This window comes from Massilia sp. GER05 (assembly GCF_052056005.1).
Lineage (GTDB): Bacteria > Pseudomonadota > Gammaproteobacteria > Burkholderiales > Burkholderiaceae_D > Telluria > Telluria orientalis.
In genome coordinates this window covers 4,399,778-4,426,131 of record NZ_CP178858.1, presented here as the reverse complement: position 1 = coordinate 4,426,131, position 26,354 = coordinate 4,399,778, and the positions used below count along the sequence as shown (strand labels likewise).

Below are 26,354 nucleotides of genomic sequence, written 5' to 3'. Positions count from 1 at the left end.
GGCAGAGGATTGCGTCAATACGCGCTGGATTGGCAGCGTTCGGATCAAATAGTTCGAGAGACTAACGAATTATGCTATCCGGAATCGCGGCGTTTGTCACTTCCGCGTTGCATCAACGAGTCCCGCGAAACTGGCCCGCGCACGATCTTCCAGGAACGCTTCCGGCGGGCCCGTCTCGGGTTCCAATACAAGACGATGACGCGTATGTGGCGCGCAGTCCTCATGTGCTATTGATTTGACGAAATACTTGGTCCTCCAAGATATAATCGGCCAGCCATGCTCCTGCGCCGCCTTTATTACTTGCTGCTTGCCTTGATGCTGTCCGCGACAGGCGGCCACGCGCACGCGAAGACCTATCAGTTCAATGGTGGAAACGTCGGCGGGTGTCCGTTGACCGGGAATACGTACACGTGCACGAGCCTTCCGCTGAGCAACTGGAACGACAATATGACCATTGCGAGCGGCTACCGGGTAGATTTTACGTCGGACATCACGTTCGGATACGACCACACGCTGACGATGAGCGGGACCGCTGTCCTGTCGAGTACTGGCAACCTCGACATCGGCGGGATCAAGACCGGCAACCTCAACATCAGTGGCGGCACGCTGATCGCGGGCGACGTGTTCAGCGTGGGCGCGCAAAACCAGAACGCTGACGGCGACCATCCAGGCCGTCACGGCGAACCTGGGCACCGGATCCGACCTCACCATCACCGGCAGCATCAAGGCGACGGGCACCGTCAACGTCGCCTCGCACGCGACGATCAACGGCCCGATCAGCGGTGCGACGATCACGACCAACTCCCCTGTCGCCCTGAACGGCGACATCGTCGCGACGAACTCGTTTACGCTCGCTTCGGGGAGCACGGTCAAGGGCAACATCACGGCGCCCGTCGTCAGCCTGCTGGCGTCCGGCTCCACGGTCGAGGGCAATATTACGGCCAGGACGTCGCTGCAGCTGGGTTCTTCCGTCACCGTGAAACAAGGCGACGTAACCGCCGGCACGTTGACGCTCGACTCATCGGACGCCCTCATCGATGGCAATGCGACGATCGACAGCGGCATCTTCAACTGGCACGGCCGCGTGACGAAGACGATTTACTGCTCGGGCGGGACCGCCACCGGCAAGTGCGACTGCGTACAGAACAGCAGCGGCTACGACGTGAACACGACGCTGGGCCCGCACTGTCAGGGCAATGCTGTAGCGCTCGACCACTTCCTCATCAACTACAACCCGGCGGGCAGCGTGTGCGCGCCGTCGGCGGTGACGATCACCGCCTGCGCCAACCAGGCGTGCACGGCCACGTACGGCGGCGGCGCCACCGTGACGCTGGCCCCGACGGGCCAGTCGGTGGCAATACCGACGTCCGGCAGCGTGCAGGCGGCCGTGAGCTGGACCCAGGCCGGCACGTTCACCCTGGGGCTGTCCGGCGCGACGACGGCCAGCGCCACCGCCTGCATACGCACGGACACGGGCACCGGGGGCGACTGCAAGGTCGCCGTGGCGAGTTCCGCGTACACGATGACGATGAGCGCCGACGCCGCCTACGCCGAGGCGCCCGCGCCCCCGCAGCTCACGATGGCCGCCGTGCGCTTCGACGCGAAACAGAATACGTGCGTGCCTCTGTTCAACAATGTGGATCGCAACATCAATTTCACCTGCGCCTACAGCAATCCGGCGAGCGGCACGCTGCCCGTCCGCCTGAACAATATTCCGCTCAACAGCGGCCGGAACGCCGCGGCGGCCTGCGACGGCACCGGCGCGACCGTCAAGCTCACCTTCAACCAGGAAGGCAAGGCGAGCGTGCCGCTGCAATACGCGGATGCCGGCGCGGTGACCGTCAAGGCGTCCGACAGCGGCGCCGGCAGCCCGCCGTCGGCGAACGTCACGGCGACGTTCGTGCCGGCGAAGTTCGCGCTCGCGCTGGCGAACGCCAATGCCCCTTACGTGGCGGGCAAGGAGTTTACGGCGACGGTCACGGCCCTGAATGCCGCGTCCACCCCGGCCGCGACCCCGAACTTCGGCCGTGAGCGGATAGCGGAAAGCGCGAAACTGGTGCCGGTGACGTGCGAGCCGGCCAACGGCAACGGCCTGCTCGCACAGACGGCATCGCCGACCCTTGCCGGCGTGCAGACGATCAAGGCCACGTGGAGCGAAACAGGCCGCATCGACCTCGTCGCATCGCTCGCCAACGGCGCCGGCTACCTGGGAACGGGCGTACTTCCCGCCACCGCGGCGACCGGCAGCGCCTCCACGGGATGCACGGGCGGCGTCGGCACGTTCAGCCCGGCCTACTTCACGTTCGATACGGACGCCGACTGGAAGCGCACCTCCCGTTTCTTCGGCGGCACGCTGGCGCAGTATTATTCGGGCGAACCCGCGCTCAAGCTCAAGGTCACGGCACGCAACCTGCAGAACGGCGTCACGCAAAACTACGAGGGCGCAAATGCGCGCGACGTGCTGTTCACCGGCGTCAATCCGGACGGCAGCGCACTGGCCGCCGGCGGCGCCTTCAGCCGCTCGACGAGCTATCCGAACACCGACCTCGTGGGCAAGGCGCAGCTGCGCGGCACGGACTTCAAGGCCGGCAGCGCCACGTGGGCCGGCAGCTTCACGTTCACGAAGTCGCCGACGGCGCAGACGCGCTTGCGCGTGCGCGCGGCCGAGGACCTGCCGCTCGATCAGTATCCGGCGAGTTCGTCCGCGATGCCGGCCGAGGTCACGGCCGGCGCCGAACCGACGCTGTTGATCCGCAGCGGGCGCATCCGCCTGCCCAGCCGGTTCGGTCCCGCCGGCGCCCTGCTCGGGATTCCCGTGTCGATCGAGTATTACACGGGCCAGATGTGGATCATGAACGCCGAGGACTCCACCACCGCCCTGCCGGCCGGCATCGTGTCGACGGGGACGACCGTGCCGGGTCTGACGATCGCGTCCACGCTGTCGCCGGCGTTCGCGGGCGGCAAGGCCGACCTCACGTTGACGCCCTCCGCCGCCGCCCACGTCAGCGTGCCGTTCGCGCTCAACCTGGGGACGACGGCCGCCAACACGTCCTGCTACGCCGGCCGGGGCACGCCGATGTCGGCGAGCACGGGCGCCGCCCTCGCATTCCTGCGCAGCCCGGACGCCTCCTGCGCGGCCGCCGGCAACGTCGACCCGTCCGCGCTGGCCACGTTCGGCGTCTACGCGCCGGAGACGAAGCGCATCATCCACACGCGCGAGGTGTTCCGATGACGCGCCCTGCCCGTCGCGGCGGCTTCACGATCGTCGAGCTGGTCGTCGTGATGATCATCATCGCTGCGCTGGCCGCCATCGGCATCCCGCGCCTGACGGGCGACAAGTCGGCGGAAGCGGCCGTATTCGGGGACCAGGTCGTCAGCGGCCTGCGCCGCGCCCAGAAGATCGCGATGGGGCACCGGCGCGTCGTGTCGGCGAACGTCGGGCCGAAGGCCGTCGTACTGCGCGTGAACGGCAACAACAACGGCTGGATCGCGCTGAACGGCGTGGGCGACGACGACTATGCGACGAGCGACAGCGCGCTTACGGTCACGACCGGCAACCTGCCGGCCACCCTGTACTTCCAGCCGGACGGCCGTATCACGACGGACGCCGGCGGCGCGGCCGCCTGGGCGGGCAGCCTGTCCGTCACGGGCGCCGTCAACGGCGGAACCCTGTTTCGCACCATCACCGTACAAGGCGCGACCGGCTATGTTGAATAAAGCCAGGCGCAGCACCGGCGTCACGCTGGTCGAACTGATCGTCGCCCTCGTCATCATGGGTGTCGCGCTCGGCGGCATGGTCGCCGTGTACACGGCCACGACGCGGTCCAGCGTGGATCCCGTCATCGTGCAGCAGATGCAGTCGATCGCGGACAACATGATGGAAGAGATCCTGATGAAACCCTTCGCCCCGGGGCCGGGCACCGGGGCGCGCATCAACTACGACGACGTCAGGGACTACAACGGCTATGGCAAGGGCATGACGGGCATCCGCGACGTCGAAGGCAACCTCATTCCGGGGCTGGAGCGGTACTCGGTGAACGTCGAAGCCGTGACTGCGGCGCTGGCCGGCGTCGCGTCGGCGGAGGATGCCGTGCGCGTCGTCGTCACCGTGTCCATGCCGGGGGCCGGCTCCGTCGTGCTGACCGGCTGGAGGACCAACCCATCATGACCCGCCAGCGCGGCTTCACCCTCGTCGAACTGATCATCGTGATGGTCATCGTCGGCGTCATCGCCGGCGTGCTCGTGCTGCAGATCCGGCCGGCCATGCAAACCTATCTCTCGATCCGCCAGCGCGCGAACCTCACGAGCCAGGCCGATACCGCGCTGCGCCGCATCCTGTGGGAAGTGCGCACGGCCGTGCCGAATTCGCTGCGCTATACGTGGACGGATGGGCAGAACCAGTGCATCGAATTCGTGCCGACGAAGGATGGCGGCCGGTTCCGCACGGCGGCGGACTACGAGCATGCAACCCCCGGCAACCCGTTCACCCGCGACGCCGCCACGGATACGTTCGACACGCTGACGCTCATCGACGCCAGCTATGCAGGCGATTATCTATTCGTCGGCAACGTGAACGGGAACGACGTCTACAACCCCGCCAACAGCTGGGCGATCAAGAGCATCGCCGACGCCGCCACGACGACCCAGGGCCGGAACACGGTCACCCTCGCCGCGCCGGCGACCCTGCCGGCCGGCTACGAAGGCGGCCGTTTCGTCGTCATCCCGAAGCTCGAGCGGGCCGTGACCTACACGTGCACCCGGCAAGGCACGGACGGCGCCGGGACGGGCACCGGCGTCATCTACCGCGTCACCGGCTACACGCCGAGCACCACGCCGGCGAAGAACTGTCCGACGAGTGGCGCGATCCTCGTCGCGAAGGTCAGCGACTGCAACTTCCTGTACCGTGAAAGCCAGGGCGCCACCCAGCAAAGCGGTTACCTGCAGCTGCGTCTGGGCCTGGCCGAAGGCGGCGAATCGGCCCGGCTGACGATGGGCGCCCACGTGGAGAACACGCCATGACGGCCCGGCGCGCGGGCGGGTTCGCGTACATCGCGGCCATCATCTTCCTCGTCGTGCTGGCCGGCTTCGCGCTGGCCGTGCTGCGCCTGTCGGAGACGGAGCAGGTCACCGTCAACCAGTCCTTCCTCGGCACCCGCGCGAGCCTCGCCGCGCGCACGGGGCTCGAATGGGCGTTCTACAAACTGAAAGCAAAGGACGCGACGTGCGATACCGTGAAGACTGTGCCGGACTTCAAACACGACACGGGCTTCACGGTGAACGTGGGGTGCTCCACGACCCCGCAACCCTACGACGAAGGGCTCGGACCGGATGGCAAAACCGTAAAAAAAGTCATCTTCGAGCTGACCGCGACGGCCTGCAACGGGAGCACCTGCCCGGGCTCCGACGCGGACCTCGCGAACCCGGACTACGTCGAGCGCAAGCGCACGGCGTCGATCTGCGTCGCGTCCGACGGCACCGACTGCTACTGAGGCCCATGCTCCGCCGCGCCCCACTCTCGCTCGCCGCGCTCGACACGTTGCTGACGGACGCGCGCACCCGCGGCATCGAAGGCTGGCGCCGCGGCGTGCTCGAATCCCTGATGTTCGGGATCAAGGAAGCGCGGGCATGCCTGTTCGCTGGACTGTTCTTCGCCTGCGTGCTGCTCGTGCCCCGCGCCGGCCTGCTCGGCGTACCCCGCTACGACCTGCTGCTGGGGGCGGCGCTGGCGATCCAGGCGTGGATGCTGAAGAGCGGACTGGAGACCCGCGACGAACTGAAGGCGATCTGCCTGTTCCACGCGCTCGGGTTCGCGCTGGAGGCGTTCAAGACGTCCAGCGGCATCAGGTCGTGGAGTTATCCGGACTTCGCCTACACGAAGGTGTGGGGCGTGCCGCTGTTCTCGGGGTTCATGTACGCGGCGGTAGGCAGCTACATCATCCAGGCATGGCGCCTGCTCGACCTGCGGGTCCGCCACCATCCGCCGTACTGGATGGCCGCGCTCGTCGCGCTGCTGATCTACCTGAATTTCTTCACACACCACGCGCTGGGGGATGCGCGCTGGTACCTGGCAGCCGTCGCGCTCGGGCTCTACGCCCGCACGACCGTCAGTTTCCGTCCGCTGGACCGCGAGCGGCGCATGCCGCTGCTACTGGGATTCGTGCTGACCGGGTTCTTCATCTGGCTGGCGGAAAACCTCAGCACGTTCTGGGGATTGTGGCGTTATCCGAACCAGCTGGGCGCGTGGTCGGCCGTCCACGTCAGCAAGTGGAGTTCGTGGTCGCTACTGGTCATCATGACGTTCACGATCGTCGCGAACCTCAAGCACGTCAAAGCGCGGATACACGTACCAGAGCAGTGACGCCGGTCTTGGCCAGCGCCATCGCCACGGGCAAGGCGCACAGAACGATCATCACACCGATACGCACGCGGCGCGCGCGCTGTTTCTGTTCCTCGAAACGGGAAACGCGGAATCCTGCATCATGGTTCATGGAAGTCCTTTCATGTGATATGTATGAGCCAATCATAATATGGAGGCCGAGAAACCCGCGACACGAATGGATTTCCCGCGAATCCGATGCCACCCCGATAAGTTACATTGCGATGGGGTAAAAGATCAGATTACACCGCCTGGCTATACAAATCCATGAGGCAGATCTAACCAAGGTTAAATTCCGCAAGATCGTCTCGATTTTCTCCACGACAGAATGGCAAGCCCGCCAGCTCAGCTGCGGTCGACGACGAGCGCGAGTTGTCCATCGCGCACGACGAATTCCGACTCGCCCCGCACTGCGAGCCGGGTGCCGGCCGGTGGCCCGCCGGGCACGTCGATGGCGAGCTGGCCGCGCCAGGCGATAGCGGCGACGAGGGCGTCGCCGCGCGGCGCCAGCGCCGTCACCCGCTGCTCGCGCTGGGCGAACATCGTTCTCGCCTGTTCCGCCAGGATGCGGAAGGCGTCGCGGCCGTCGCTGGCGGCCGTCAGATGGCCGCCGGACCAGTTCTCGAAACGGACGTCGGGGCTCAGCGTATCGAGCATGCCGTCGACGTCGAAGGCGTTGTAGGCCGCCACGTAGCGCTCGATCAGGGCGAGGGCAGCCGGTGCGATGCAGGCATGGGACATCGGTCTCTCCTTTCTCGTTTCACGTAAAACGCCAGGCGATGGCGGATGCGTCGTCCGCCGTTTTCGCAGCCAGTCCGGCGGCCTCCTTGCCGGCCTCGAACGCGCGCAGCTCGTCCAGCAGCGCGTCCAGCCCGCGCGCGCGGCACGCGTCCAGCAGGCTGCCGTCCGAGTGCAGGCCATAGGTGTCGACGAGGCGGTACAAGCCGTCGCTGAGCACCAGCAGCAGCGCGCCCCGCGGCGCCGTCACCCGCGTCCTGCGCGCCGCGAACGGGCCGCGCGGTTCCAGGCACAGGACCGCGGGACTTGCCGCCGTGTTCTGTTCGTGGCGGCGTGCGCGCAGCATCGGCAGCAGCCGCGTCCAGCGCTCGGCCGGATCGAGGATACCTTCGGCAACGAGCGCCGCGACCGCGGCCTGCGTCGCCTGTTCCTGCGGGTTCTCGAAAGGGTCGAGGTCGCGTACGGTGCCGTCCGGGAGCTGCAGCAGGACCTTGCTGTCGCCGAGGCAGAACAGGTCCAGGGTGTGGCTGCCCCCGGTGCCGGCATCGGACACGCGCACCCACGCGAGCGTCGCGATGGGCCAGGCGTAAGGCGGCACATCGGCGTGGCCGCCGGCGGCGCGGTAGGCGGCGCGCGTATGGTCCAGCGCTTCCAGCACGAGCGCGTCCTGGCTCCCGTCCGCGCGCAGCACGCGGCCCAGGTCCTGCGCGAAGCGGCGCACGAACCAGGCCGGATCGCTGGCGCCGGCCGCCACGCAGCGCTCGGGCGTGAGCGGCGTCGCGCCATCCATCAGCACGAGGTCCGTATGACCGTCGCGCTCGTACACGACGGCGACGTCTTCGTTGATCCGGCCCTTGCCGGCCGACGAAGCGAGGGTGTACCGCATGCTTGCTCCCATCCGTGTTGTCGTCGTTACTATAAGCCATCCGGATGACGTACGGATGAACCGTGCGCGGCGTGAAGATTGGAGAGTTTGTCGCACCGCTTTTCGCGTACGATAGTGCCGGACTTACATCACGAGGACACCATGACGCTCATCGAATCCGTTGAAACCTGCTTCAAGAAATTCGCCACCTTCGACGGCACGGCGCGCCGCTCCGAATACTGGTGGTTCTTCCTGTTCAACTTCATCGTCAGCATGATCCTCGCGATGATCGTACCGAAGATCTCGTACGTGTATTCGGTCATCGCCCTGCTGCCGGGCATCGCCGTCACCACGCGCCGCCTGCACGACACCGACCGCAGCGGATGGTGGCAGCTGATCAGCTTCGTGCCGTTCGTCGGCGTCATCGTCATGATCGTGTTCCTGTGCCAGGACAGCCGTCCGAACCGCTACGGCGCCGCCCCGGCCTACGCGGTCTGAGGCCTGCTCACAGCAGCCGGATACCCGGCAAGGTCCGCAACGACGTCTCGCGCATCACCTGCACGAAATCCTCCAGGTAGGCGTCGTCGCGGCCGCGTTCTCCCTTGGCCTGGCGCATGACCGCGTACAGGCGCCCCGTCAATCCGCCCGCCCCGATGCGCTGCTGCGCCACGTAGCCGCGCTGCAGGTAAGTCTGCACGGCCCACAGCGGCAGCGCCGCGAAACCCCGTCCGCTCGCCACCAGTTGCAGCATCGCCACCGTCAGCTCCGTCGTGCGGCGCGGCGGTTCCACGCCCGCGGGCCGCAGCACCTGGCGCACGAGGTCCAGCATCTCGTCCGGCACCGGATACGTGATCAGGGTCTGGCCGGCGAAGTCGGCGGCCACGAGGTGGTCGCGCGCCAGCAGCGGATGGCCCAGCGGCAGGATCGCGACGATGTCGAACTCGAACAGCGGGTAGACATCCACGTCGCGCTCGTCCGCATCGACCTCCGACACGATGGCGACGTCGGCGCGGTCCTGGTGCAGCAGCCCGACGGGATCGGACTGGAAGCCGGACACGATGTCCTGCTCGACCTCCGGCCAGCGCAGGCGCAGCGCGTCCATCGACGGCATCAGCCAGTCGAAGCACGTGTGGCACTCGACGGCGATGCGCAGCTTGCCCGCGCCGTGGCCCGTCAGGCGCGCGATGTCGCGCTCGGCCCGGTCGACGGCCGGGATCACGTCCTGCGCCAGCTCCAGCAGGCGCCGGCCGGCGGGCGTGAACGCGACCGGCGCGGACTTGCGCTCGAACAGCGTCAACCCATAGAACTCTTCCAGCGCCTTCAACTGGTGCGACAGCGCGGATTGCGTCACGTTCTGCAGCGCGGCCGCGCGCGACACGCTGCCGGATTCAAGGAGGGCCAGCAAGGTGCGCAGGTGGCGCAGGTCGAGGATCGAGGTCGGCATGAGCGGAATTCATCTGGACAGAAAAATAATTCGTTTGAATTATGCCGGTTGCTCATCGATGATGACAAGACTTATTCATCCAGATGAGGCAACAACATGATCAAAACTCATATTCTCGGTTATCCCCGCATCGGCGCCCAGCGCGAGCTGAAATTCGCGCTGGAGCGTCACTGGCGCGGCGAAATCGACGAGCAGGCGCTGGAGGCCGTCGCCGCCGAGCTGCGCGCACGCCACTGGGCCGACCAGCGCGCGGCCGGCCTGGACTTCGTCAGCGTGGGCGATTTCGCGTTCTACGACCAGGTGGCCGACCACGTGCTGCTGTTCGGCTGCGCGCCGGCGCGCTTCGGCTTCACCGGCGCCGAAACGCCGCTACAGCAACTGTTCACGCTGGCGCGCGGCGTGGCGACGGAAGCGCACGACGATTGCGGCTGCGGGCACACGTCGCACGGCAAGCCGGCGCTGGAGATGACCAAGTGGTTCGACACGAACTACCACTATCTCGTGCCGGAATTCGACGCGGCCACGCGCTTCGACCTCGCGCCGGACCGCCTGCTGGAGCAGGTGGCGGAAGCACGCGCGCTGGGCCACGCCGTCAAGGTGACGCTGGCCGGTCCGCTGTCGTTCCTGTGGCTGGGCAAGGCCAAGGACGGCGCCGACCGCCTCGCACTGCTGGACGCGCTGCTGCCGGTGTACTGCAACCTGCTGGCCCGCCTGAAGGCGGCCGGCGCCGAGTGGGTCCAGCTGGACGAGCCGATCCTCGGCCTGGACCTGCCGGGCGACTGGTCGCTCGCATTCGAACGCGCATATCACCTGCTGCATGGCGCCGGCGTGCCGTTGCTGCTGGCCACGTATTTCTCGCCGCTGCAGGAAAACCTGAGCCTCGCGTGCAAGCTCCCGGTCGCGGGCCTGCACGTGGACGGCGTCCGTGCGCCGGAAGAGCTGCGCCCCGTCGCGGACTGGCTGCCGGACCACAAGGTGCTGTCGGTCGGCATCGTCGACGGCCGCAACATCTGGCGCGCCGATCTCGACGCCTGCCTCGAACGCCTGCGTCCCGTGCTCGAGCGCCGCGCCGGCGCCGTGTGGCTCGCGCCTTCCTGCTCGCTGCTGCACGTGCCGTTCACGCTCGCCCACGACGCCGCCCTCGACGCCGAACTGCGCACCTGGCTGGCCGGCGCGCGTGAAAAACTGAACGAGCTGCGCATCCTGAAACAGGCGTTGACCGGCGGCGAACGGACCGTCGCGATGGATCTCGCCGCCGCGCGCGCCGCGCTGGCCGCCCGCCGCGCCAGCCCACGCGTCGCGCGCCCCGACGTGGCCGCCGCACTGGCCGCGCTGCCGCCGGACGCCGACCGCCGCGCCGCCCCGTTCGCGCAACGCCAGGCCGTGCAGCGCGCCCGCTTCGGCCTGCCCGCGTTCCCGACCACGACGATCGGCTCGTTTCCGCAAACCCCGGCCATCCGCGCCGCACGTGCGGCGTGGCGCCGCGGCGAGCTGGCGGATGCCGCGTACGACACCGCGATGCGCGCCGAGATCGCCCATGCCGTGCAGGTGCAGGAAGACCTCGGGCTAGACGTCCTCGTCCACGGCGAGGCCGAGCGCAACGACATGGTCGAATACTTCGGCGAGCAACTGGACGGTTTCGCGTTCAGCGCCAACGGCTGGGTGCAGTCGTACGGCTCGCGCTGCGTGAAGCCGCCCGTGCTGTACGGCGACGTGGCCCGCCCCGCGCCGATGACGGTGGCGTGGACCGCGTACGCGCAAAGCCTCACGGCGCGGCCGCTGAAGGGCATGCTGACGGGGCCTGTCACGATCCTGCAATGGTCGTTCGTGCGCGACGACCAGCCGCGCGCCCTCACCTGCGCCCAGATCGCACTGGCGATCCGCGCCGAAGTCACCGACCTGGAACGGGCCGGCATCGGCATCGTGCAAATCGACGAGCCGGCGCTGCGCGAAGGCCTGCCGCTGCGCCGCGCCACCCGCGGCGCCTACCTGGACTGGGCCGGCCGCGCATTCCGCATCGCCGCGAGCGGCGTCGCCGACGCGACGCAGATCCACACCCATATGTGCTACGCCGAGTTCAACGACATCCTGCCGGCCATCGCGGCGCTGGACGCCGACGTGATCACGATCGAGACGAGTCGCTCGGACATGGAACTGCTGGCCGGTTTCGGCGCATTCGCGTACCCGAACGAGATCGGCCCGGGCGTGTACGACATCCACTCGCCGCGCGTCCCGGCGACGTCCGACATGGTGCGCCGGCTGCGCAAGGCGAGCGCCGTCGTGCCGGCCGACCGGCTGTGGGTGAACCCGGACTGCGGGCTCAAGACGCGGGCCTGGCCGGAGACGGAAGCGGCGCTGCGCAACATGGTGGCGGCGGCGCGGCTGTTGCGGGATGAAGCGGGTGGCGGGCAGGTGCAGGCGGCCTAGACCGGGTGAATACCGCGCGTGGTGAAATAGGCTTCCAGCGTATCCCGCTCCCCCGCCCGGTCCACCAGCGCGACATACGTATCCGGCCGCACGAGATAGACCGCGTCGCGCACGAGACCGGCCGCCTGGCACGCGTCGCACCAGTCGTAGCGGTACAGTTCGATGCCGCGCCCGGCGCACCAGGCCTGCAGCGCCGGCGCCGCCTCGCCGTACACGTGCACCTGCCAGGCGATCGCCGCCAGCGGCGCGTGGTTGTCCGGACCGCCGCCGTAGCCCGCCCACGGCAGCCGGTCGCCGCCGCGAACGTGGCCGGCGCTGCCGGCCGACAGCGGGCTGTCGGGATAATGGATGCCCATCTGCGACAGCACCCGGAACATGAACGCCCGCACCGGTTCGATGCCGTACGCGGCCGACGCGAACAGGGGTGCGATGTGCGTGCGCACGAAGTCCGCGAACCCGCCCTCGGCGACGACGAACGAGAACGCGCGGTCCGTCGTCTCGACCAGCCGCTGGGCGAACGCCTTGCGCTCGGCCTCGTAGGTATCGATGAGCGTTTCCGGCGCCCGGCCCCGCAGCACGTGGGCCAGCTTCCACGCGACGTTGATCGCGTCGCCGATCCCCGTGTTCATGCCCTGGCCGCCGGCCGGGCTGTGGACGTGGGCCGCGTCGCCCAGCAGCAGCGCCCGTCCGGACCGGTAATGCCCCGTCACCCGGTGGTGCACGCGGTAGGTCGAGAACCAGTTCACCTGCCGGATGGTCAAGCCCAGGCTCGCGATGGCGCGCTGGCGCACGTCGTCGAACGCCAGCGTGTGGCCCTCGCGCACCTCGGCGTCGCGTACGGCGCCGATCAGGCGGGCATTGCCCAGCTGATCATACGAGAACAGCGCGGCGAAATCGCCCTCCTCCAGCGACAGGTGGATCTCCCCGTTCGCCGCCGGGCCGCTCACCTCCACGTCGGCGACGTAGAACGTGTGCTGGTACGTGCCGCCCTCGAAACCGGTCCCCAGCTGATGGCGCACGATGGAGTGCGCGCCATCGCACCCGGCCAGCCAGGCGGCGCGGCACACCGACTCGCCCGCCGGGCCGCGCAACCGCGCCGTCACGCCCGCCGCATCCTGCTCGAAGCCCAACAATTCGGTATTGCGCTCGACCGTCACGCCCGCCTCCTCCAGGCGCCGCACGAGCACCCGCTCGTGGCGGTCCTGCGGATAGATCAGCACGAACGGATACGGGGTCAGTTCGCGGCCGGCGTCGCGGAAGGACAGGCGCGCGCGCCGTTCGCCCTTTGCCCACAGGTTGATGGCGGGATTGCGCAGGCCACCCGCGACGATCTCGTCCACCAGGTCGAGCTGGCGGTACAGTTCCAGCGTGCGCGCCTGCACGGCCATCGCGCGCGAGCTCGTGCCCGGCCCCGCGCTGCGGTCCACGATCCGCACGTCGATGCCCTGGCGCACGAGCCACAGCGCCAGCACGAGGCCGGTCGGTCCGGCCCCCGCGATCAATACTTCGGTCTCGTCCATGTCGCCTCCTCGCAGAACAGAATGGCAGGAAATCCGCCGCATACGGCGCACGATAACGATACAGTATGTTACGCGCGTCCCGCTACAATGCACCGGTCGGGCTTGTTAGAGGAAAGGATGGCGCCGTGAACATCGTCTGCATCGCCTGGGGTTCGCTGATCTGGGAACCCGGCCCCTTGAAGCTGGCGTCGGACTGGCAGCCGGACGGCCCGGCCCTGCCGCTGGAATTCGTGCGCGACAGCGACGACAGCGCCGAACTGGCCCTCGTCCTGCACGCGCCCGCGCCGCCCGTGCCCACGCGCTGGGCGCGGCTCGACGCGGCCGGCCTCGATGACGCCCGCGAGATGCTGCGCCGGCGCGAAAAGATCCGGCCCGAGTATCCGCAATGGGTGGGCAGCCTGCCCGACCCGGTGCCGCCCGGCCTGCCTGCGAAGACGCCGGCGGCCATCGTGGCGTCCATCGCGGACTGGATGGCAACCCGTGACGTCGATGCGGTCGTGTGGACGGCGCTGCCGGCCAAGTTTGCCGGCGTCAGCGAACGCGCGCCCAGCCCGCACGAGGCGGTCGCGCTGCTGGCCGGGCTGCAGGGGGAGGAGCGGGCCAGGGCCGAGGAATACGTGCGCCGGATTCCGGGGGATATCCGGACGTTGTATCGCGGGGTGATCGAGGAACGGCTGGGCTGGACGCCACGCCAATAAGCCGTCATTCCCGCACAGGCGGGAATCCATGCCGAGTGTCCCCGTTCGGATCAGTATGGGTCCCCGCTTGCGCGAGGACGACGACGGCTGATCACCCGCCCGTCTTCAGTTTTTCCATCAGCTTGCGCGCCTCGTCCGCCTGCGCAAACCCCATGTCGCCGGCCAGCAACCCGTCGAGTTCCTTGCGCGCCGCGGCCTTGTCGCCGCTGGCGGCCAGCGCCGCCGCCAGGTGGTAGCGGATGTCGCGCGCCTTCGGTGCGAGCGCCTGCGCCTCGCGCAGCAGGGTCACCGCGCGGCCGGCGTTCCCGTTGCCGACGAGGATCCAGGCCAGCGTATCCATCACGTCCGCGCGCTTCGGCGCAGCGTTCAGCGCCGCCTCGGCCGTTGCCTGCGCGCGCGCGTCGCCCAACGCCTGGTAGCACAGCGCAAGATTGTTCAGCGCAACGGGGTTGCCGGGCTGGCGCCGCAGCACGTCTTCCAGCTGGGCGGCGGCCCGCTTGAACTCGTTCGCGCCCATCCACGTCTGCGCGCGGTACGCGAGCACGCGCACGTCGTCCGGATGCGCCGCCAGCCATTTCGCCAGGCGGCCGTCGGCGTCCGCGACGCGGCCGGCCCGGCGCAGCGCGTTGTCGATCTTGATCGCGAGTTCGTTCGTCGCATGCAGCGCGGACGCGCGCTCGAACGCGGCCAGCGCGGCGGCCGGCTGGCGCTTGGCCATCAGGATGTCGCCCTGCAACTGGTAGCCGGCCGCGCCTTGCGGATGCTGCTTCTGCATGTGTTCCGCGACCATCAGCGCCAGGTCGTGCGAGCCCTTGCGCACGTACAGCGCGGCCAGTTCCAGCTGGGCCGACGGGAAATCGGGCTGGATCGCCAGCACGCTCTTGAGGTCTTCCTCGGCCTGCGTCGTGTTGTTCATCACGAGCCGCAGCGCCGCGACCTGCATCAGCGCGGGCGCGGAGCGCGGCAGCGCCTGGGCCAGCTGCTTGTACGATTCCAGCGCGGCCGGCAGGTCGCCCCGCGCCAGCTCGGCCTTCCCGCGCAAATCCAGCAGGTCCGGGTTTTCCGGATGGCTCACCTGCAGGCGGCGCGCCAGTTCCAGCGCCTTGTCCGTCTGGCCCGTGCGCAAATAGTGCGCGCACAGGTCGACGCCGGGCCCGATCGCGTGCGGGTCGACGGCGGCGGCCTGTTCCAGCCAGCGCGTCACCTCGGCGCTGTCCTGCGTGCGCTCGGCCAGTGTCGCCAGGCCGTCCATCGCGGCCACGCTCTGCTTGTTCTTTGCCAGGAAGTCGACCAGCACCTGGCGCGCCTGCGCCGGCTGGCCGGCGTCGAGCGCCAGCTGCGACAGGCTCGCCGCGGCCCGGTAGTACGCGGGATCGAGCTGCAGCGCGCGTGCGAAACTGGCGCGCGCCGCGTCCGCCTTGCCCTGGGCCGCCAGTACCTGGCCCTTGAGCGCGTGGGCCAGCGGCCGGTCGGGCTGGTTGCGCTCCAGCGCGAGCGCCGCATCGAGTGCGGCGTCGCGCCGGCCCAGGCGCAGGTTCGCCTGCACGAGGGCCTCGACGGCCTCCGGCGAACGCTCGTCGAGCGCCGTCGCCGCCTGCAGCTCGCGCACCGCGTCGTCGGTCGCGCCCGCGCCCAGCCGCGCCAGTCCCAGGCCCGTGCGCAGCGTGGCCGACGCACCGTCCAGGCTAGTGGCGCGCGCGAACAGGTCGGCGGCCTGGTCGTAGCGGCGCGCCTTCAGGTTGGCGTCGGCGGCCAGCGCCAGCACTTCGGCATCGGCCTGGCGGGCATCGAGCACGGGCTCCAGCACGGTGCGCGCCTCGTCCCCGTGGCCGGAGCCGATCAGCGCCTGCGCCAGCATCTTGCGCGCGTAGACGTTGGCCGGATTGCGTTCCAGGTAACGGCGGAAATGCTGCTCCGCCTGGTAGTTCGATCCAAGCTTCAGGTCGACGGCGCCGGCCAGCAGCACGCTGGGCATGTGGTCCGGCACGGCCTTGAGCACCTTGTACAGCACGTCGCGCGCGGCGTCGGGCTTGTCGGTCGTATAGTCGAGCAGCGCCTGCGTGTACGCGACGAGCAGGCTGCCGGGTGCGCCCTTCGCGGCCAGGTCCAGCTCGGCCTGCGCCATCTGCGGCTTGCGCAGGCCGATGGCGAGATAGGCTTTTTCCACGTGGGCCGTGCGGTGTTGCGGGCTGACGGCCAGCACGCGGTCGTACAGCGCCAGCGCGTCCTCGGGCCGCTCGCCCGCGCGCACGAGGTCGGCCTTGAACATCAGCGCGTCGACGTTGCGCGGATCGCGGGCCAGCACGCGGTCGGCGTAGCCGTGGGCGGCGTCCGCATGGCCCTCGACGATGGCGAGCCGGCCCAGGCCGACGAGCGCCGCCGGGTCGTCCGCACGCTTGGCAAGCACGTGTTCGTAGGCAGCCCGCGCCTCGTCGTTGCGGCGCAGGGCCAGGCAGGCGTCGCCGCGCGCGGTGGACAAGCCCGGGTCGTCCGGGCCGCCGGCCGTCTCGTCCAGCGCCTTCTGGTGCTGGCCTTCCAGCACGAGCGCCGCAGCCAGCGCCGCCAGCGCCGGTCCGCGCGCATGGCCCCGGTCCAGCGCCTGCCGGGCTTCCTTTTCGGCCGTCGTACTGTCGCCCAGGTCGAGGTAGACCTGGGCGAGCTGGTAGCGCGTGTCCGCACTGCGCGGGTCGGCGTCCAGCGCATTCTTGAGGACGATGAGGGCACCGCGAAAATCCCCTTTCGCGCGCAATTGGGCAGCGTGGGCCCGCTGCTGCTCCGCCGTCTGCTGCTTGCAGGCCGGAAGCGCGGCGGCGAGAACAAGGGCCACGAGGACGGCGGCCAGGCGGCTGGTGCGTGGAGGTGGGGAGGACATCGCTGATCTTGTTATAGATGAATGGTGCATTTTCGTGGGGCAAGGCCGTTTATGGCAAGCAAAACCCGACGGGCATGACCGCAATACCACGCCACCGCGAACAGTTGTAAAAAGATCACGGCTCTCATCGGTAATAAATAATTTATTTACAAGTTAAGTTTATCCGTGGCATGATACGAGCTGATGCTGGTCAACGTGTAAATATATCCGGGAGATTCTGTGAAAAAAGCGCTCAAGCTGGCCGTCTCGGCTGCATTCATCCTCGGCGCCAGCCAGGGGTGGGCCGCGACCATCACCGACTCCGGCGTCACCGCCTATTATGGCTACGACAACCAGGGCGCCGCGGACGTCATCGGGGGCACCGAATACGATATCTCCAAGGCGACGATCGCGCGCGCCGGGAGTGTGCTGACCATCACGATCAATACGAGCTTCGCGGGCAAGGCGGGCGTCAGCCCGACGTGGGGCAAGGACGGCCTGACCGGTGCGACCGGCAAGGGCATCGGCTACGGCGACGTGTTCCTGTCCGACACGTGGAATGCCGCGGGCACGTCCAGCAATCACTACACGTCCGACAACGCCACCAAGGGCACCGTCTGGGACTACGGCTTCGCGCTCGACAACCGCTGGAGCAACTCGGGCGGCGACTTCAAGCTGTACGCCCTGAACGGCGCGACCAACGCGCAGAACATCCTCAATTCGAACAGCTACATCAAGTGCTCGAACTGCAACTACCGCGAGAACGAGGAAACGGCCGTGAACACCAACTCGTCCACGGTCAAGGACACGGGCCTGTCCGGCAAATGGGCCGTCTCGACCGGCGCCCTGACGTTCACCATCAACCTCTCCGGTTCGGAACTGATGGACTACAGCTCGTTCGCGATGCACTGGGGCGAGACCTGCCAGAACGACGTCCTCGAAGGCGTGGCCATGGGCGTGCACATCCCGCTGCCGGGCACCGCCGCCTTGCTGTTCGTCGGCCTCGGCGCGCTCGGCATGGCACGCCGCCGCCGCGCTGTGGGTGCACTGCCCCCAGGCGCAGCGGCCGTCTGATTCCTTTCAGCCGGCGCTGCCGGCAATCCTGTTGCGTCCCGCCGCCTTGGCACGGTACAACCGCGTGTCGGCCACCTCGACGAGTCCGGCCGGCTGGTCCTGGCTGCCCGGGACGATCGTCGCCACGCCCATGCTGCACGTGACGACGTCCGCCACGCCGGACGCCGCATGGGGCAGCGCCGCCTGCGCCAGCCGCCGAGCGCACCGCGCCGCCACCGCCAGCGCCGCCGCCTCGTCCGTCGCGGGCAGCACCAGCGCGAACTCTTCGCCGCCCAGGCGCGCGCACAGGTCGCGCGTGCGCGATGCCGCGCGGTCCAGCACCCGCGCCACCTCCTTCAGGCAGGCGTCGCCCTGCGGATGGCCGTAGCGGTCGTTGTACTGCTTGAAGTAATCGATGTCGACCATCACGAGCGACAGCGGCTCGCCCAGCGCACGGGCCTTGCCCCACTCGACGTCGAGGATCCGGTCGAACATGCGCCGGTTGGCGATGCCGGTTAGCGGGTCGCGGTACGACAGCGCCTCCAGCTCCTTCTGCAGCTGCAGGATCTTGTCCTCGGCCCGTTTGCGTTCACTGATGTCGAACATGAAGCCCACCAGGCAGTCCACGGCCCCGTCGGCCCGCCGGATCACGTGCACGACGTCACGGATCCACACGTATTCGCCGTCGGCAGTCAGGGCGCGGTAATCGGCTTCGTGATCGGTGCCCTGCTGCGACTGGCTCACGCAGAAATCGACCGTCTTCTGCCGGTCTTCCGCATGGATGCGCGTGGCCCAGTCCTCGACCGTCTTCCAGCTGTCCTGGGGCCAGCCCAGCACGCGTTCGATCTGGGGACCGATGTACGTGAAGCGCGCGGAGGCCCAGTCGATGCGCCACGGGATGGCCTGCGTGGATTCGAGCAGGGTGCGGTAGACGCCGGCGTCGTCGCCGGTCTCGGAATGGTTGGTCATGGCGTTCCCGAACCTGAAAACCATCATACTACCGGAATGCCTGGCCTTTGGATCAGTGCCCATGCGGCGGGCGATGGATAGACTCGGGCTGTCATCCATTTCCCACCACGAGGTCTCCCATGGACAACCAACCTACCCAGGACAATGCCGGCGTCGTCCAGGAATTCGGCGCGCTGGCGCCCGTGCGCATCGGTCTTCCGGAGCAGACGCGGTCGCAGAGCGTGCGCGCCCTGAACCGCCTGCTGGCGCACACGATGGCGCTGCGCGACGCCTACAAGAAAGCGCACTGGCAGACGTCCGGCGCCAACTTCTACGAACTGCACCTGCTGTTCGACAAGCACTACGAAGAACAGGTCGCGATCATGGACGCCATCGCGGAGCGCATCCAGACCCTGGGCGGCGTGACGTTCGCGCTGGCCGGCGACATCGCCGGCGAATCGTCGATCGCACGCGCCCCGCGCGGCCGCGAATCGGCCCCCGCCCAGCTGGAACGCCTGGCCGCCGCCCACGAGACGATCCTGCTGGACGCGCGTCCGCTGGCGCGCGCGGCGTCCGACGCCGGCGACGACGGCAGCAACGACCTGATCGTCAGCCAGGTCGTGCGCGCCAACGAACTGCAAAGCTGGTTCATCGGCGAACACCTGGCACGCCAGGCCGAGCGTAACTGAGCGCGCCTGAACATCATACTTTAGTGTGATGTCATATCCTTTTGTATAGCTGGACCCGGGCGGCCTTCGTCCCGACAATGACCAGGGTGGCGCGGCATTCCGTCCGCACCACCCTGATCACCGGACGAGGAGCAGCCCATGACCACCCACCCGCCCCCACTGGCCGCGAGCCTTGAACCCGAACGGCAGGCGCGCCTGGCCACGATCGGCCAACTGGCCGCGTCGATCGCCCACGAGGTCGACCAGCCGCTGGCCGCCATCGCGCTGCACGCCCACGCGGCGCTGCGCTGCATCGAACGCGCCCAGGCGCCGGCCCAGGCGCATGCCGCCTTGTGCGCCGTGCTGGAAGCGTCGCAGCGCGCCAGCGCCATCGTGAGGAGCGTGCGCGCCCTGGCCGGCCAGGTCCGGCTCGAGCGCACCGAATGCCGCCTCGACGCCGCCATCGACGACGTGCTGGCCGAATACGCGGCCGACGTGCGCCGCCACGCCATCGCCTGCAAGGTCACGGTGGCACCGGGTGCGCGCACGGTGGCGGCCAGTCCCGTGCAGCTGCGCCAGCTCCTGCGCAACCTCGTCGGCAACGCCGTGGACGCGCTGTCTCCCGTGCGCGGCCGCACCCGCTCGATGGCGATCCGCGCCCGCGTCGGCCCCGGCGGCGAGATCGTCGTCACCGTGCGCGACAACGGCACCGGCATCGATGCGGCCGCCGCCGCAGACGCATTTGACCCGTTGTCGACGACGAAGCCCCACGGCATGGGCCTGGGATTGGCGATCTGCCGCGCCATCGCCGACGCCCATGGCGGCCGCCTCTGGCTGGACGCCAATCCGGACCACGGCGCCACGGCCGGCTTCGCGCTGCCGCGCACAGCGCACGCGCATCCGTCCACCGCATCGGTGGAGCCCGTCCATGGATGACCCGCGCCCCATCACCGTCCTCATCGCGGACGACCACCCGCTGATCCGGGCCGGCCTCGCCGCGCTGATCGGCGTCGAACCGGCGCTGCAACTGGTCGGAGAAGCGGGCGACGCCGTCGCCGCCGTTGAACACTACCTGCGTCTGCGTCCCGACGTCATGCTCGTCGACCTGAACATGCCCGGTGGCGGCGGCGTCGAGGCGATCCGCAAGATCCGCGCGATCGTGCCGGACGCCCGCATCGTCATCCTGACGACCTACGACGGCGACGAGGACGTGCACCGCGGCCTGCTGGCCGGCGCCAGCGCCTACCTGCTCAAGCAATCCGGCCTCGACGAGGTGGTGCAATGCGTGCGCCAGGTGGCCGCCAACCGCCGCTACCTCGCGCCCGGCCTCGCCGAGAAGCTGGCCGGGCGCGTGGACGCCAACCGCCTGTCGCGCCGCGAGCTCGAGATCCTCGCGCACCTGTCGGCCGGCATGAGCAACAAGCTGATCGCGCGCACCGAGAACATCGGCGTCGGCACGGTCAAGTACCACGTCAACAATATCCTGTCCAAGCTGAACGTCTCGTGCCGGACCGAAGCGGCCTGCGTGGCGGCGCGGCGGGGGCTGATCCACGCATACTGAGAGCTCAACCCTCGACCAGGTATGGCGCGGGGCCGCCGGCCATTTCCTTGAACAGCCGCCGGATCACACGGCTGAGCGATGCGTGCGGCTTGCCGCCCTTGCGCAACAGCGGGTAGCGGCCGGACAGGCGCAGGCCGTCGAAGAACGTGACCTCGTAGTCGACGCGGCTGTCGCGCCGGGCCTGCGCCGCCCACGCGGCCAGGATGCGGTTGGCCATCCGGAATTCGCTGACGACGGCCGTTGCGCCGGCGTCGGCGGACAGGCGGATGCGGACGACGTCGATGGGTTCGGTGGTTGGGGCGTTAGCGGCACGCATGCTGGGACTCCGGCGACTTGTGTGGTAAGAGAACCGGGGTCGGAGCGCCAAAAGAAGAACCGCGCTCTGACCCCGGTGCTGCCAGCGTAGCGTCCGTTCATGTCTTTTTCCCCACCCATTTGGCGGGGGGGCATGACTCAATAAGGGGGAATCTTGTACAATCTTGCCCTGTACCGCCCCCAAAGACTCCACCGCATGAACCCTCCCAGCGCCACGCCGATCCGCGTCCTGATCGCGGACGACCATCCGATGATGCGCGAAGGCATAGCCGCTTCGCTGACCGCGCACGGCAACATCGAGGTCATCGCTCAGGCCTGCGACGGCGACGAAGCGATCCGTTTCTTCACCAACTGGCGCCCCGACGTGGCCCTCGTCGACCTGCAGATGCCCGGCAAGGACGGCCTGGAAGCCATCCGCGCGATCCGCAGCATGCATCCGGACGCCCGCCTCGTCGTGCTCACGACCTACGACGGCGACGCCCGCATCGCTGCCGCGCTCAAGGCCGGCGCCTCCGCCTACCTGCTGAAGAACGTCCCGGGCCGCGAACTGGCGGCGACCGTGCGCGAAGTGCACAACGGCTCGCACATCCTGCCGCAGGCGCTGCGGCGCGAGGTGGCGATCCACTATGCCGGCGACGCGCTGTCGCCGCGCGAACTCGACGTGCTGCGCCTCGCCGCCGTCGGCCATTCGAACCGCGCCATCGGCGAACAGCTGCACATCGGCGAGACGACGGTCAAGACGCACATGAGCACGATCCTCGTGAAGCTGGGCGCGAACGACCGCGCGCACGCCGTCACGCTCGCCGTGCAGCGCGGCTTCATCGACCTCTGACCGGCACCGCGATGCGCCGCCGCCATCGTCTCGTCCGCGTACTCGCGGCAACCTTGCTGCTGGCCGCCGGGCCGGCAATGGCGGCGCCGGAAGGCTTCACGGACTACCACCACACGCAATGGACGGCGACCGACGGCGCGCCACCGGCCATCCGCATGATGGCGCAGACCCGCGACGGCTGGCTGTGGCTCGGCACCGCCGACGGCCTGTACCGCTTCGACGGCCAGCGTTTCGAACGCTACGCGCTGCCCGCCCAGCCGGGACGCAGCCATGAACGCATCGAGGTGCTGCGGGCCGCGCCGAACGGCGACCTGGTGATCGCCTTCGCCGCCGAAGGCGTCGCGGTGCTCCATCCGGACGGCCGCGTCGCGGACCTGCCGGAGCAACCCTCCCCATACGAGAGCATCGGCGCGCTGGCCGTCGACACGGACGGCAGCCTGTGGGCCGCCAGCGGACGCATCGCCCATTTCGCCGGCGGCCGCTGGCATGTCGTGGCGGCCGGGCCGGATTGGGAAACGGCGCACCAGGAAGACCTGCTCGTCGACGGCGCCGGCAACCTGTGGGCGTTCAACGAGCGCGGCGCCTGGCGCCTGGACCGGGCCGCCGGCCGCTTCGCGCGCGTGACGGCCCGGGCCGGGCAGCCGCTGCTGGCGCCGGACGGCAGCCTGTGGTTGCGGGCCGGCGGCACGCTGCACCGGCTCGCTGCCACGGGAAACCCGCGCCCCGCCACGTACGCGCCGTCGCAATCGCGCGGGGCCGGCCAGTTCGACGCGGACGGCACCCTGTGGCTGCTGGACTGCCCGCAGCCCGTGTGCCGCGTGCCGCACGCGGGGCAGCGCAAGGCGGCGCGCTGGACCATCGCCTCCGCGGCCGCGGAGCGGGTCGTGGACCCGGCGCTGCTGTCGGGGCGGGACACGACGGCGATCCTGGAAGACCGCGAAGGCGACATCTGGGTGGCGACGCAAAGCGGCCTCGATCGCTTCCGGCGCAACCGGTTCCTGCACAGCGGCCTGCCCGGCAGCGGGACCCGCTACAGCTTCGGCGTGGACGGGGCCGGCCGCGTGCTGGCCGCCGACTTCGAGACGGGCACGCTGTGGCGTCTAGCGCCCGACGCCGCGCCGGCCGCCGTGCGCGGCCCGTGGACCGGCGTGATCAACAACGGTCCCGACGGCGCACTGCTCGTCGGCGGCAAGCGCAGCATCCAGCGCGTGCGCGGCACCACCGTGGAAGACATCCCCCTGCCGCCGGGCCCGGACGGCAAGCCGCGCGACTACCGCCTCATCGGCCTGCTGGATGACGGCAAGGTGTTGTGGACGGGATCCCTCGAGACGGGCCTGATCGGCTGGCGCGACGGGCGCTGGCTGCCGCGCGCCGCCTTCAACCTGCCGTCCAAGATCTTCCAGTCGGCGACCGACGGCGCGGGTACCCTGTGGCTGGCCACCGGTGACGGCAAGCTGGTGCACTACCTCGACGACAGGCTGACGAATTACGACCTCGGTCCCGTGGGCCAGGCGAGCGCACTGTTCACGGGCGAACACCTGGTCGTCAGCGGCTCCGGCGGCACGGCCGTGCTGCGCGACCGCACGCTGCGCCTGCTGCGCACCCGCGATCCGGGCGTGCTGCGCAACCTGTCCGGCATCGTGGTCACGCCGGACGGCGACCGCTGGATGAACGGCGTCGCGGGCCTCGTGCACGTGCGCGCCGCGGACTGGCGCCAGGCCATGCGCGACCCGGACCAGGCACTCCCCCACGAATTGTTCGACGCGCTGGACGGCTATCCGGGCCGCGCCGCGATGGAAAACCGCTGGCGCGGCATCGTCAGCGCCGACGGCCGCAACCTGTGGCTGTCGGCCACGGGCGGCGTCGTGCGCCTCGACCTCGCCCAGCTGCGCCGAAACCGCGTGGCGCCGCAGGCCGTGATCCTCGGCGTGACGGCGGATGGCCGCAGCTGGCCGGCGCAAGGTGCGATAGCCCTCCCGGCCGGCACCGACCACTTCCGCATCGAGTACACGGCGCCCGCGCTGCGCCTGCCGGAACGGGTGCGTTTCGAGTATCGGCTCGACGGCGTCGACAAGGGGTGGCTCGATGCCGGCGTCCGCCGCGCCACGTCGTACACCAACATCGGTCCCGGCGACTACGTGTTCCACGTGCGCGCCGTGAACGAGGACGGCCTGCCGGGCGACGCGGTCGCCGCCCTGCCGCTGCACGTGGCGCCCACGCTCGTGCAGACGCTGTGGTTCCGCCTCGCCTGCGCCGGCGCGCTCGTGCTGCTCGGCGTGCTGCTGTACCGCTACCGCATGCGCTACGTGACGCGCCGCCTGACGGAACGGCTGCAGGTCAGGACGGCCGAGCGCGAACGCATCGCGCGCACCCTGCACGACACCTTCCTGCAGACCGTGCAGGGGCTCGTGCTGCGCGTGGACGCCGTCGCCGCGTCCCTGCCGCCCGATGCGGGCGCGCGCCGCCAGCTGGAGCACGTGCTGGACGACGCGAGCCATGCCATCGGCGAAGGCCGCGACCAGCTGCAGGAGCTGCGCGCGGGCGACGCCCACGTGCTGGAAGACGTGCTGGCCGACGCCATCGCCCGTCTCACGCTCACGCATGGCGCGCTGGCCGTCGACGTGCACGTGGAAGGGGAGCGCCGGCCCCTGCTCGCCCCCGTGGCCGACGAGATCGCGGAGATCGCGCGCGAGGCGCTGCGCAACGCGTTCATGCACGCGCACGCGGCCCGCGTCCGCGTGACGCTGGTCCATGCGCGCCGCGCGCTCACGCTGTGCGTGGCCGACGACGGACGCGGCCTCCCCGAGCCCGTGCCGCGTGACGGCGCCGGGCTTGCAGGGTACCGCGGGCACTGGGGTCTCATCGGCATGCGCGAACGGGCGGCACGCATCGGCGCCCGCCTGGACATCGCCAGCGGCCCGCGCCAGGGCACGATGGTCACGTTGACCGTGCCCGGCGTGCACGCCTACGGCGCCGACCGGGCGCCGCCGATGTAGTCCTCCAGCCCTCCCGCCTGGACAATGCCCGCCCCGTCGAGGTGCCGGGCTGTTTCGCGACTAGGCACCGAGCCGCTGCCCCTTCCCGTACATCCGGCACTCGGCCGCCAGCGCCAGCAGGTTCGGATCGCGCTCGCGGCTCTTCGAGATCAGGAGGGTGATGGTCTGGTGCGACGCGTAGGGCGCATCGAGCGGGATCAGCTGGATGCGCGTGCTGAATTCCGCCACGCGGCCCGGCAGGAGGCTGTAGCCCATGCCGCCGCTGACAAGGTTGATCAGCGAGAAGATGTCGGACACGCGCATGATCGTCTCCGGCGTGTAGCCGGCCTGGCGGAACGCGTGGTCGAAGCTGTCCGACGTGACGAAGCCGCCTCCCAGCGTGATGAATTTTTCGCCCTCCAGGTCGCGCAGATCCACATGGCTACGGTTCGCGTACGGTGAACCCAGCGGCGCGGCAAGATGCACCTCGTCCTCGAACAGCGGCACGGCCAGTAACTGCGCATCGTCGAGCGGCGCCTGCAGCCCGATCACGACGGCGTCCAGCCGCCCCTCGTCCAGCCCGCGCAGCAATTCCTGGTTCGAGCCAAGGGTGAGGTCGATCTGCAGTTCGGGCCGGCGCAGCTTCAGGCCCATGAGCAGTTGCGGGATGCAGCGCAGTGTCAGCGAATACAGCGACCCGATCTTCAGCCTGCCGCCCGCGAAGCCAGCCAGCTCGCGCACCTTGCGCACGCCCTCTTCCGTCTCGCTGACGGCGCGCTGCGCGTGCTTGGCGAACGCATAGGCGGCCGGCAGCGGCGCGAGACTCCTGCCTTCGCGCCGGAACAGCGGGCAGCGCAATCCCTCTTCCAGCGAGTGCAGGGCGCGGTGGATGCTGACCGTGCTCTGGCCCAGCTCCTCGGACACGCGCGCCAGGCTGTGCAGGCGCATGAAGGCCAGGAAGACTTCCAGTTTCTTTAAAGTAATCTCTTCGTCGATCATCGCGCCGCTCCTCGGGAAAGCATACCGCAATCATTAACCTCAGAGTAAACATTCCGCCGCCGCGTTGATTGAAGTGCGGTCGTC

25 protein-coding genes are annotated in these 26,354 nt (G+C 69.3%); 15 read left to right on the top strand and 10 right to left on the bottom strand.

Features of this window, described 5'->3' with window-relative positions:
* Positions 1–96 precede the first annotated feature (96 nt).
* Positions 97–1,065, bottom strand: a complete 969-nt coding sequence (locus ACL58G_RS19635; protein ID WP_440962880.1) for a hypothetical protein — start codon at positions 1,063–1,065, stop codon at positions 97–99.
* On the opposite strand from ACL58G_RS19635, the gene ACL58G_RS19630 reads away from it, so the two are divergent.
* Genes ACL58G_RS19630 through ACL58G_RS19605 form a run of 6 tightly spaced genes read left to right on the top strand, consistent with a single transcriptional unit; the run spans position 1,007 to position 6,358 of the window.
* On the top strand, positions 1,007–3,232 hold the full coding sequence (locus ACL58G_RS19630; RefSeq protein WP_440962879.1) for a DUF6701 domain-containing protein: 2,226 nt from the start codon (positions 1,007–1,009) through the stop codon (positions 3,230–3,232). The genes ACL58G_RS19635 and ACL58G_RS19630 overlap by 59 nt on opposite strands.
* Positions 3,229–3,717, top strand: a complete 489-nt coding sequence (locus ACL58G_RS19625) for a prepilin-type N-terminal cleavage/methylation domain-containing protein (RefSeq protein ID WP_440962878.1) — start codon at positions 3,229–3,231, stop codon at positions 3,715–3,717. The genes ACL58G_RS19630 and ACL58G_RS19625 overlap by 4 nt, the downstream gene beginning before the upstream one ends.
* The gene (locus tag ACL58G_RS19620) at positions 3,707–4,168 is read left to right on the top strand and encodes a type IV pilus modification PilV family protein (protein ID WP_440962877.1); all 462 of its coding nucleotides are present in this window, start codon (positions 3,707–3,709) and stop codon (positions 4,166–4,168) included. The genes ACL58G_RS19625 and ACL58G_RS19620 overlap by 11 nt, the downstream gene beginning before the upstream one ends.
* On the top strand, positions 4,165–5,019 hold the full coding sequence (locus ACL58G_RS19615; protein ID WP_413388845.1) for a prepilin-type N-terminal cleavage/methylation domain-containing protein: 855 nt from the start codon (positions 4,165–4,167) through the stop codon (positions 5,017–5,019). The genes ACL58G_RS19620 and ACL58G_RS19615 overlap by 4 nt, the downstream gene beginning before the upstream one ends.
* The gene (locus ACL58G_RS19610; protein WP_440962876.1) at positions 5,016–5,489 is read left to right on the top strand and encodes an MSHA biogenesis protein MshP; all 474 of its coding nucleotides are present in this window, start codon (positions 5,016–5,018) and stop codon (positions 5,487–5,489) included. The genes ACL58G_RS19615 and ACL58G_RS19610 overlap by 4 nt, the downstream gene beginning before the upstream one ends.
* Before the next feature lie 5 nt (positions 5,490–5,494).
* Positions 5,495–6,358: a DUF817 domain-containing protein gene (locus tag ACL58G_RS19605; protein WP_440962875.1), complete on the top strand. Its 864-nt coding sequence runs from the start codon at positions 5,495–5,497 to the stop codon at positions 6,356–6,358.
* On the opposite strand, the gene ACL58G_RS19600 is transcribed toward ACL58G_RS19605, so the two are convergent.
* The 3 genes from ACL58G_RS19600 to ACL58G_RS19590 form a co-directional block, all read right to left on the bottom strand.
* A complete protein-coding gene (locus ACL58G_RS19600; RefSeq protein WP_258850763.1) occupies positions 6,327–6,488 on the bottom strand; it encodes a hypothetical protein in 162 nt (53 codons plus the stop codon). The genes ACL58G_RS19605 and ACL58G_RS19600 overlap by 32 nt on opposite strands.
* A 233-nt stretch (positions 6,489–6,721) precedes the next feature.
* Positions 6,722–7,117, bottom strand: a complete 396-nt coding sequence (locus ACL58G_RS19595) for a nuclear transport factor 2 family protein (RefSeq protein WP_413388848.1) — start codon at positions 7,115–7,117, stop codon at positions 6,722–6,724.
* A 19-nt stretch (positions 7,118–7,136) separates the two neighbouring features.
* Positions 7,137–8,000, bottom strand: coding sequence for a hypothetical protein (locus ACL58G_RS19590; protein ID WP_413388849.1), 864 nt, complete (start codon positions 7,998–8,000; stop codon positions 7,137–7,139).
* 141 nt (positions 8,001–8,141) lie between these two features.
* On the opposite strand from ACL58G_RS19590, the gene ACL58G_RS19585 reads away from it, so the two are divergent.
* Positions 8,142–8,477 carry a DUF805 domain-containing protein gene (locus ACL58G_RS19585; RefSeq protein ID WP_413388850.1) on the top strand — a complete coding sequence of 112 codons (336 nt, stop codon included), beginning with the start codon at positions 8,142–8,144 and terminating at the stop codon, positions 8,475–8,477.
* 7 nt (positions 8,478–8,484) lie between these two features.
* Here the strand turns inward: ACL58G_RS19585 and ACL58G_RS19580 are convergent, their stop codons facing one another.
* Complete coding sequence (locus ACL58G_RS19580; RefSeq protein WP_413388851.1) at positions 8,485–9,423, bottom strand: LysR family transcriptional regulator; 939 nt, start codon at positions 9,421–9,423, stop codon at positions 8,485–8,487.
* 96 nt (positions 9,424–9,519) lie between these two features.
* On the opposite strand from ACL58G_RS19580, the gene metE reads away from it, so the two are divergent.
* Positions 9,520–11,850: a 5-methyltetrahydropteroyltriglutamate--homocysteine S-methyltransferase gene (metE, locus tag ACL58G_RS19575; protein WP_440962874.1), complete on the top strand. Its 2,331-nt coding sequence runs from the start codon at positions 9,520–9,522 to the stop codon at positions 11,848–11,850.
* Here metE and ACL58G_RS19570 read toward each other — a convergent pair.
* A complete protein-coding gene (locus ACL58G_RS19570) occupies positions 11,847–13,370 on the bottom strand; it encodes an FAD-dependent monooxygenase (protein WP_440962873.1) in 1,524 nt (507 codons plus the stop codon). The genes metE and ACL58G_RS19570 overlap by 4 nt on opposite strands.
* Positions 13,371–13,495: 125 nt before the next feature.
* On the opposite strand from ACL58G_RS19570, the gene ACL58G_RS19565 reads away from it, so the two are divergent.
* On the top strand, positions 13,496–14,068 hold the full coding sequence (locus ACL58G_RS19565) for a hypothetical protein (RefSeq protein ID WP_413388854.1): 573 nt from the start codon (positions 13,496–13,498) through the stop codon (positions 14,066–14,068).
* A 91-nt stretch (positions 14,069–14,159) separates the two neighbouring features.
* On the opposite strand, the gene prsT is transcribed toward ACL58G_RS19565, so the two are convergent.
* A complete protein-coding gene (gene prsT / locus ACL58G_RS19560; RefSeq protein ID WP_440962872.1) occupies positions 14,160–16,940 on the bottom strand; it encodes an XrtA/PEP-CTERM system TPR-repeat protein PrsT in 2,781 nt (926 codons plus the stop codon).
* A 219-nt stretch (positions 16,941–17,159) separates the two neighbouring features.
* Between prsT and ACL58G_RS19555 the strand changes: the two genes are divergently transcribed.
* Positions 17,160–17,993: a VPLPA-CTERM sorting domain-containing protein gene (locus tag ACL58G_RS19555; RefSeq protein WP_440962871.1), complete on the top strand. Its 834-nt coding sequence runs from the start codon at positions 17,160–17,162 to the stop codon at positions 17,991–17,993.
* A 6-nt stretch (positions 17,994–17,999) separates the two neighbouring features.
* Here the strand turns inward: ACL58G_RS19555 and ACL58G_RS19550 are convergent, their stop codons facing one another.
* Positions 18,000–18,941: a sensor domain-containing diguanylate cyclase gene (locus ACL58G_RS19550; RefSeq protein WP_413388857.1), complete on the bottom strand. Its 942-nt coding sequence runs from the start codon at positions 18,939–18,941 to the stop codon at positions 18,000–18,002.
* 119 nt (positions 18,942–19,060) lie between these two features.
* Here ACL58G_RS19550 and ACL58G_RS19545 point away from each other — a divergent pair, with 119 nt between their 5' ends.
* The 3 genes from ACL58G_RS19545 (at position 19,061) to ACL58G_RS19535 (ending at position 21,149) form a co-directional block, all read left to right on the top strand.
* Entirely contained in the window at positions 19,061–19,609 is a 549-nt protein-coding gene (locus ACL58G_RS19545; protein ID WP_413345959.1) for a Dps family protein, read from the top strand.
* Between the two features lie 138 nt (positions 19,610–19,747).
* Positions 19,748–20,524 (top strand): sensor histidine kinase, encoded by a 777-nt coding sequence (locus ACL58G_RS19540; protein ID WP_440962870.1) that lies wholly within the window; start codon positions 19,748–19,750, stop codon positions 20,522–20,524.
* Complete coding sequence (locus ACL58G_RS19535) at positions 20,517–21,149, top strand: response regulator (RefSeq protein WP_440962869.1); 633 nt, start codon at positions 20,517–20,519, stop codon at positions 21,147–21,149. Before ACL58G_RS19540 ends, ACL58G_RS19535 begins: the two co-directional genes overlap by 8 nt.
* A 4-nt stretch (positions 21,150–21,153) precedes the next feature.
* Here ACL58G_RS19535 and ACL58G_RS19530 read toward each other — a convergent pair whose 3' ends face one another.
* Positions 21,154–21,465, bottom strand: coding sequence for a hypothetical protein (locus ACL58G_RS19530; RefSeq protein WP_440962868.1), 312 nt, complete (start codon positions 21,463–21,465; stop codon positions 21,154–21,156).
* A 195-nt stretch (positions 21,466–21,660) separates the two neighbouring features.
* On the opposite strand from ACL58G_RS19530, the gene ACL58G_RS19525 reads away from it, so the two are divergent.
* Complete coding sequence (locus ACL58G_RS19525) at positions 21,661–22,296, top strand: response regulator transcription factor (RefSeq protein ID WP_413388862.1); 636 nt, start codon at positions 21,661–21,663, stop codon at positions 22,294–22,296.
* An 11-nt stretch (positions 22,297–22,307) separates the two neighbouring features.
* Positions 22,308–25,292 (top strand): sensor histidine kinase, encoded by a 2,985-nt coding sequence (locus ACL58G_RS19520; RefSeq protein ID WP_440962867.1) that lies wholly within the window; start codon positions 22,308–22,310, stop codon positions 25,290–25,292.
* Between the two features lie 60 nt (positions 25,293–25,352).
* Here ACL58G_RS19520 and ACL58G_RS19515 read toward each other — a convergent pair whose 3' ends face one another.
* Positions 25,353–26,270: a LysR family transcriptional regulator gene (locus tag ACL58G_RS19515; protein ID WP_440962866.1), complete on the bottom strand. Its 918-nt coding sequence runs from the start codon at positions 26,268–26,270 to the stop codon at positions 25,353–25,355.
* Between the last annotated feature and the right edge of the window lie 84 nt (positions 26,271–26,354).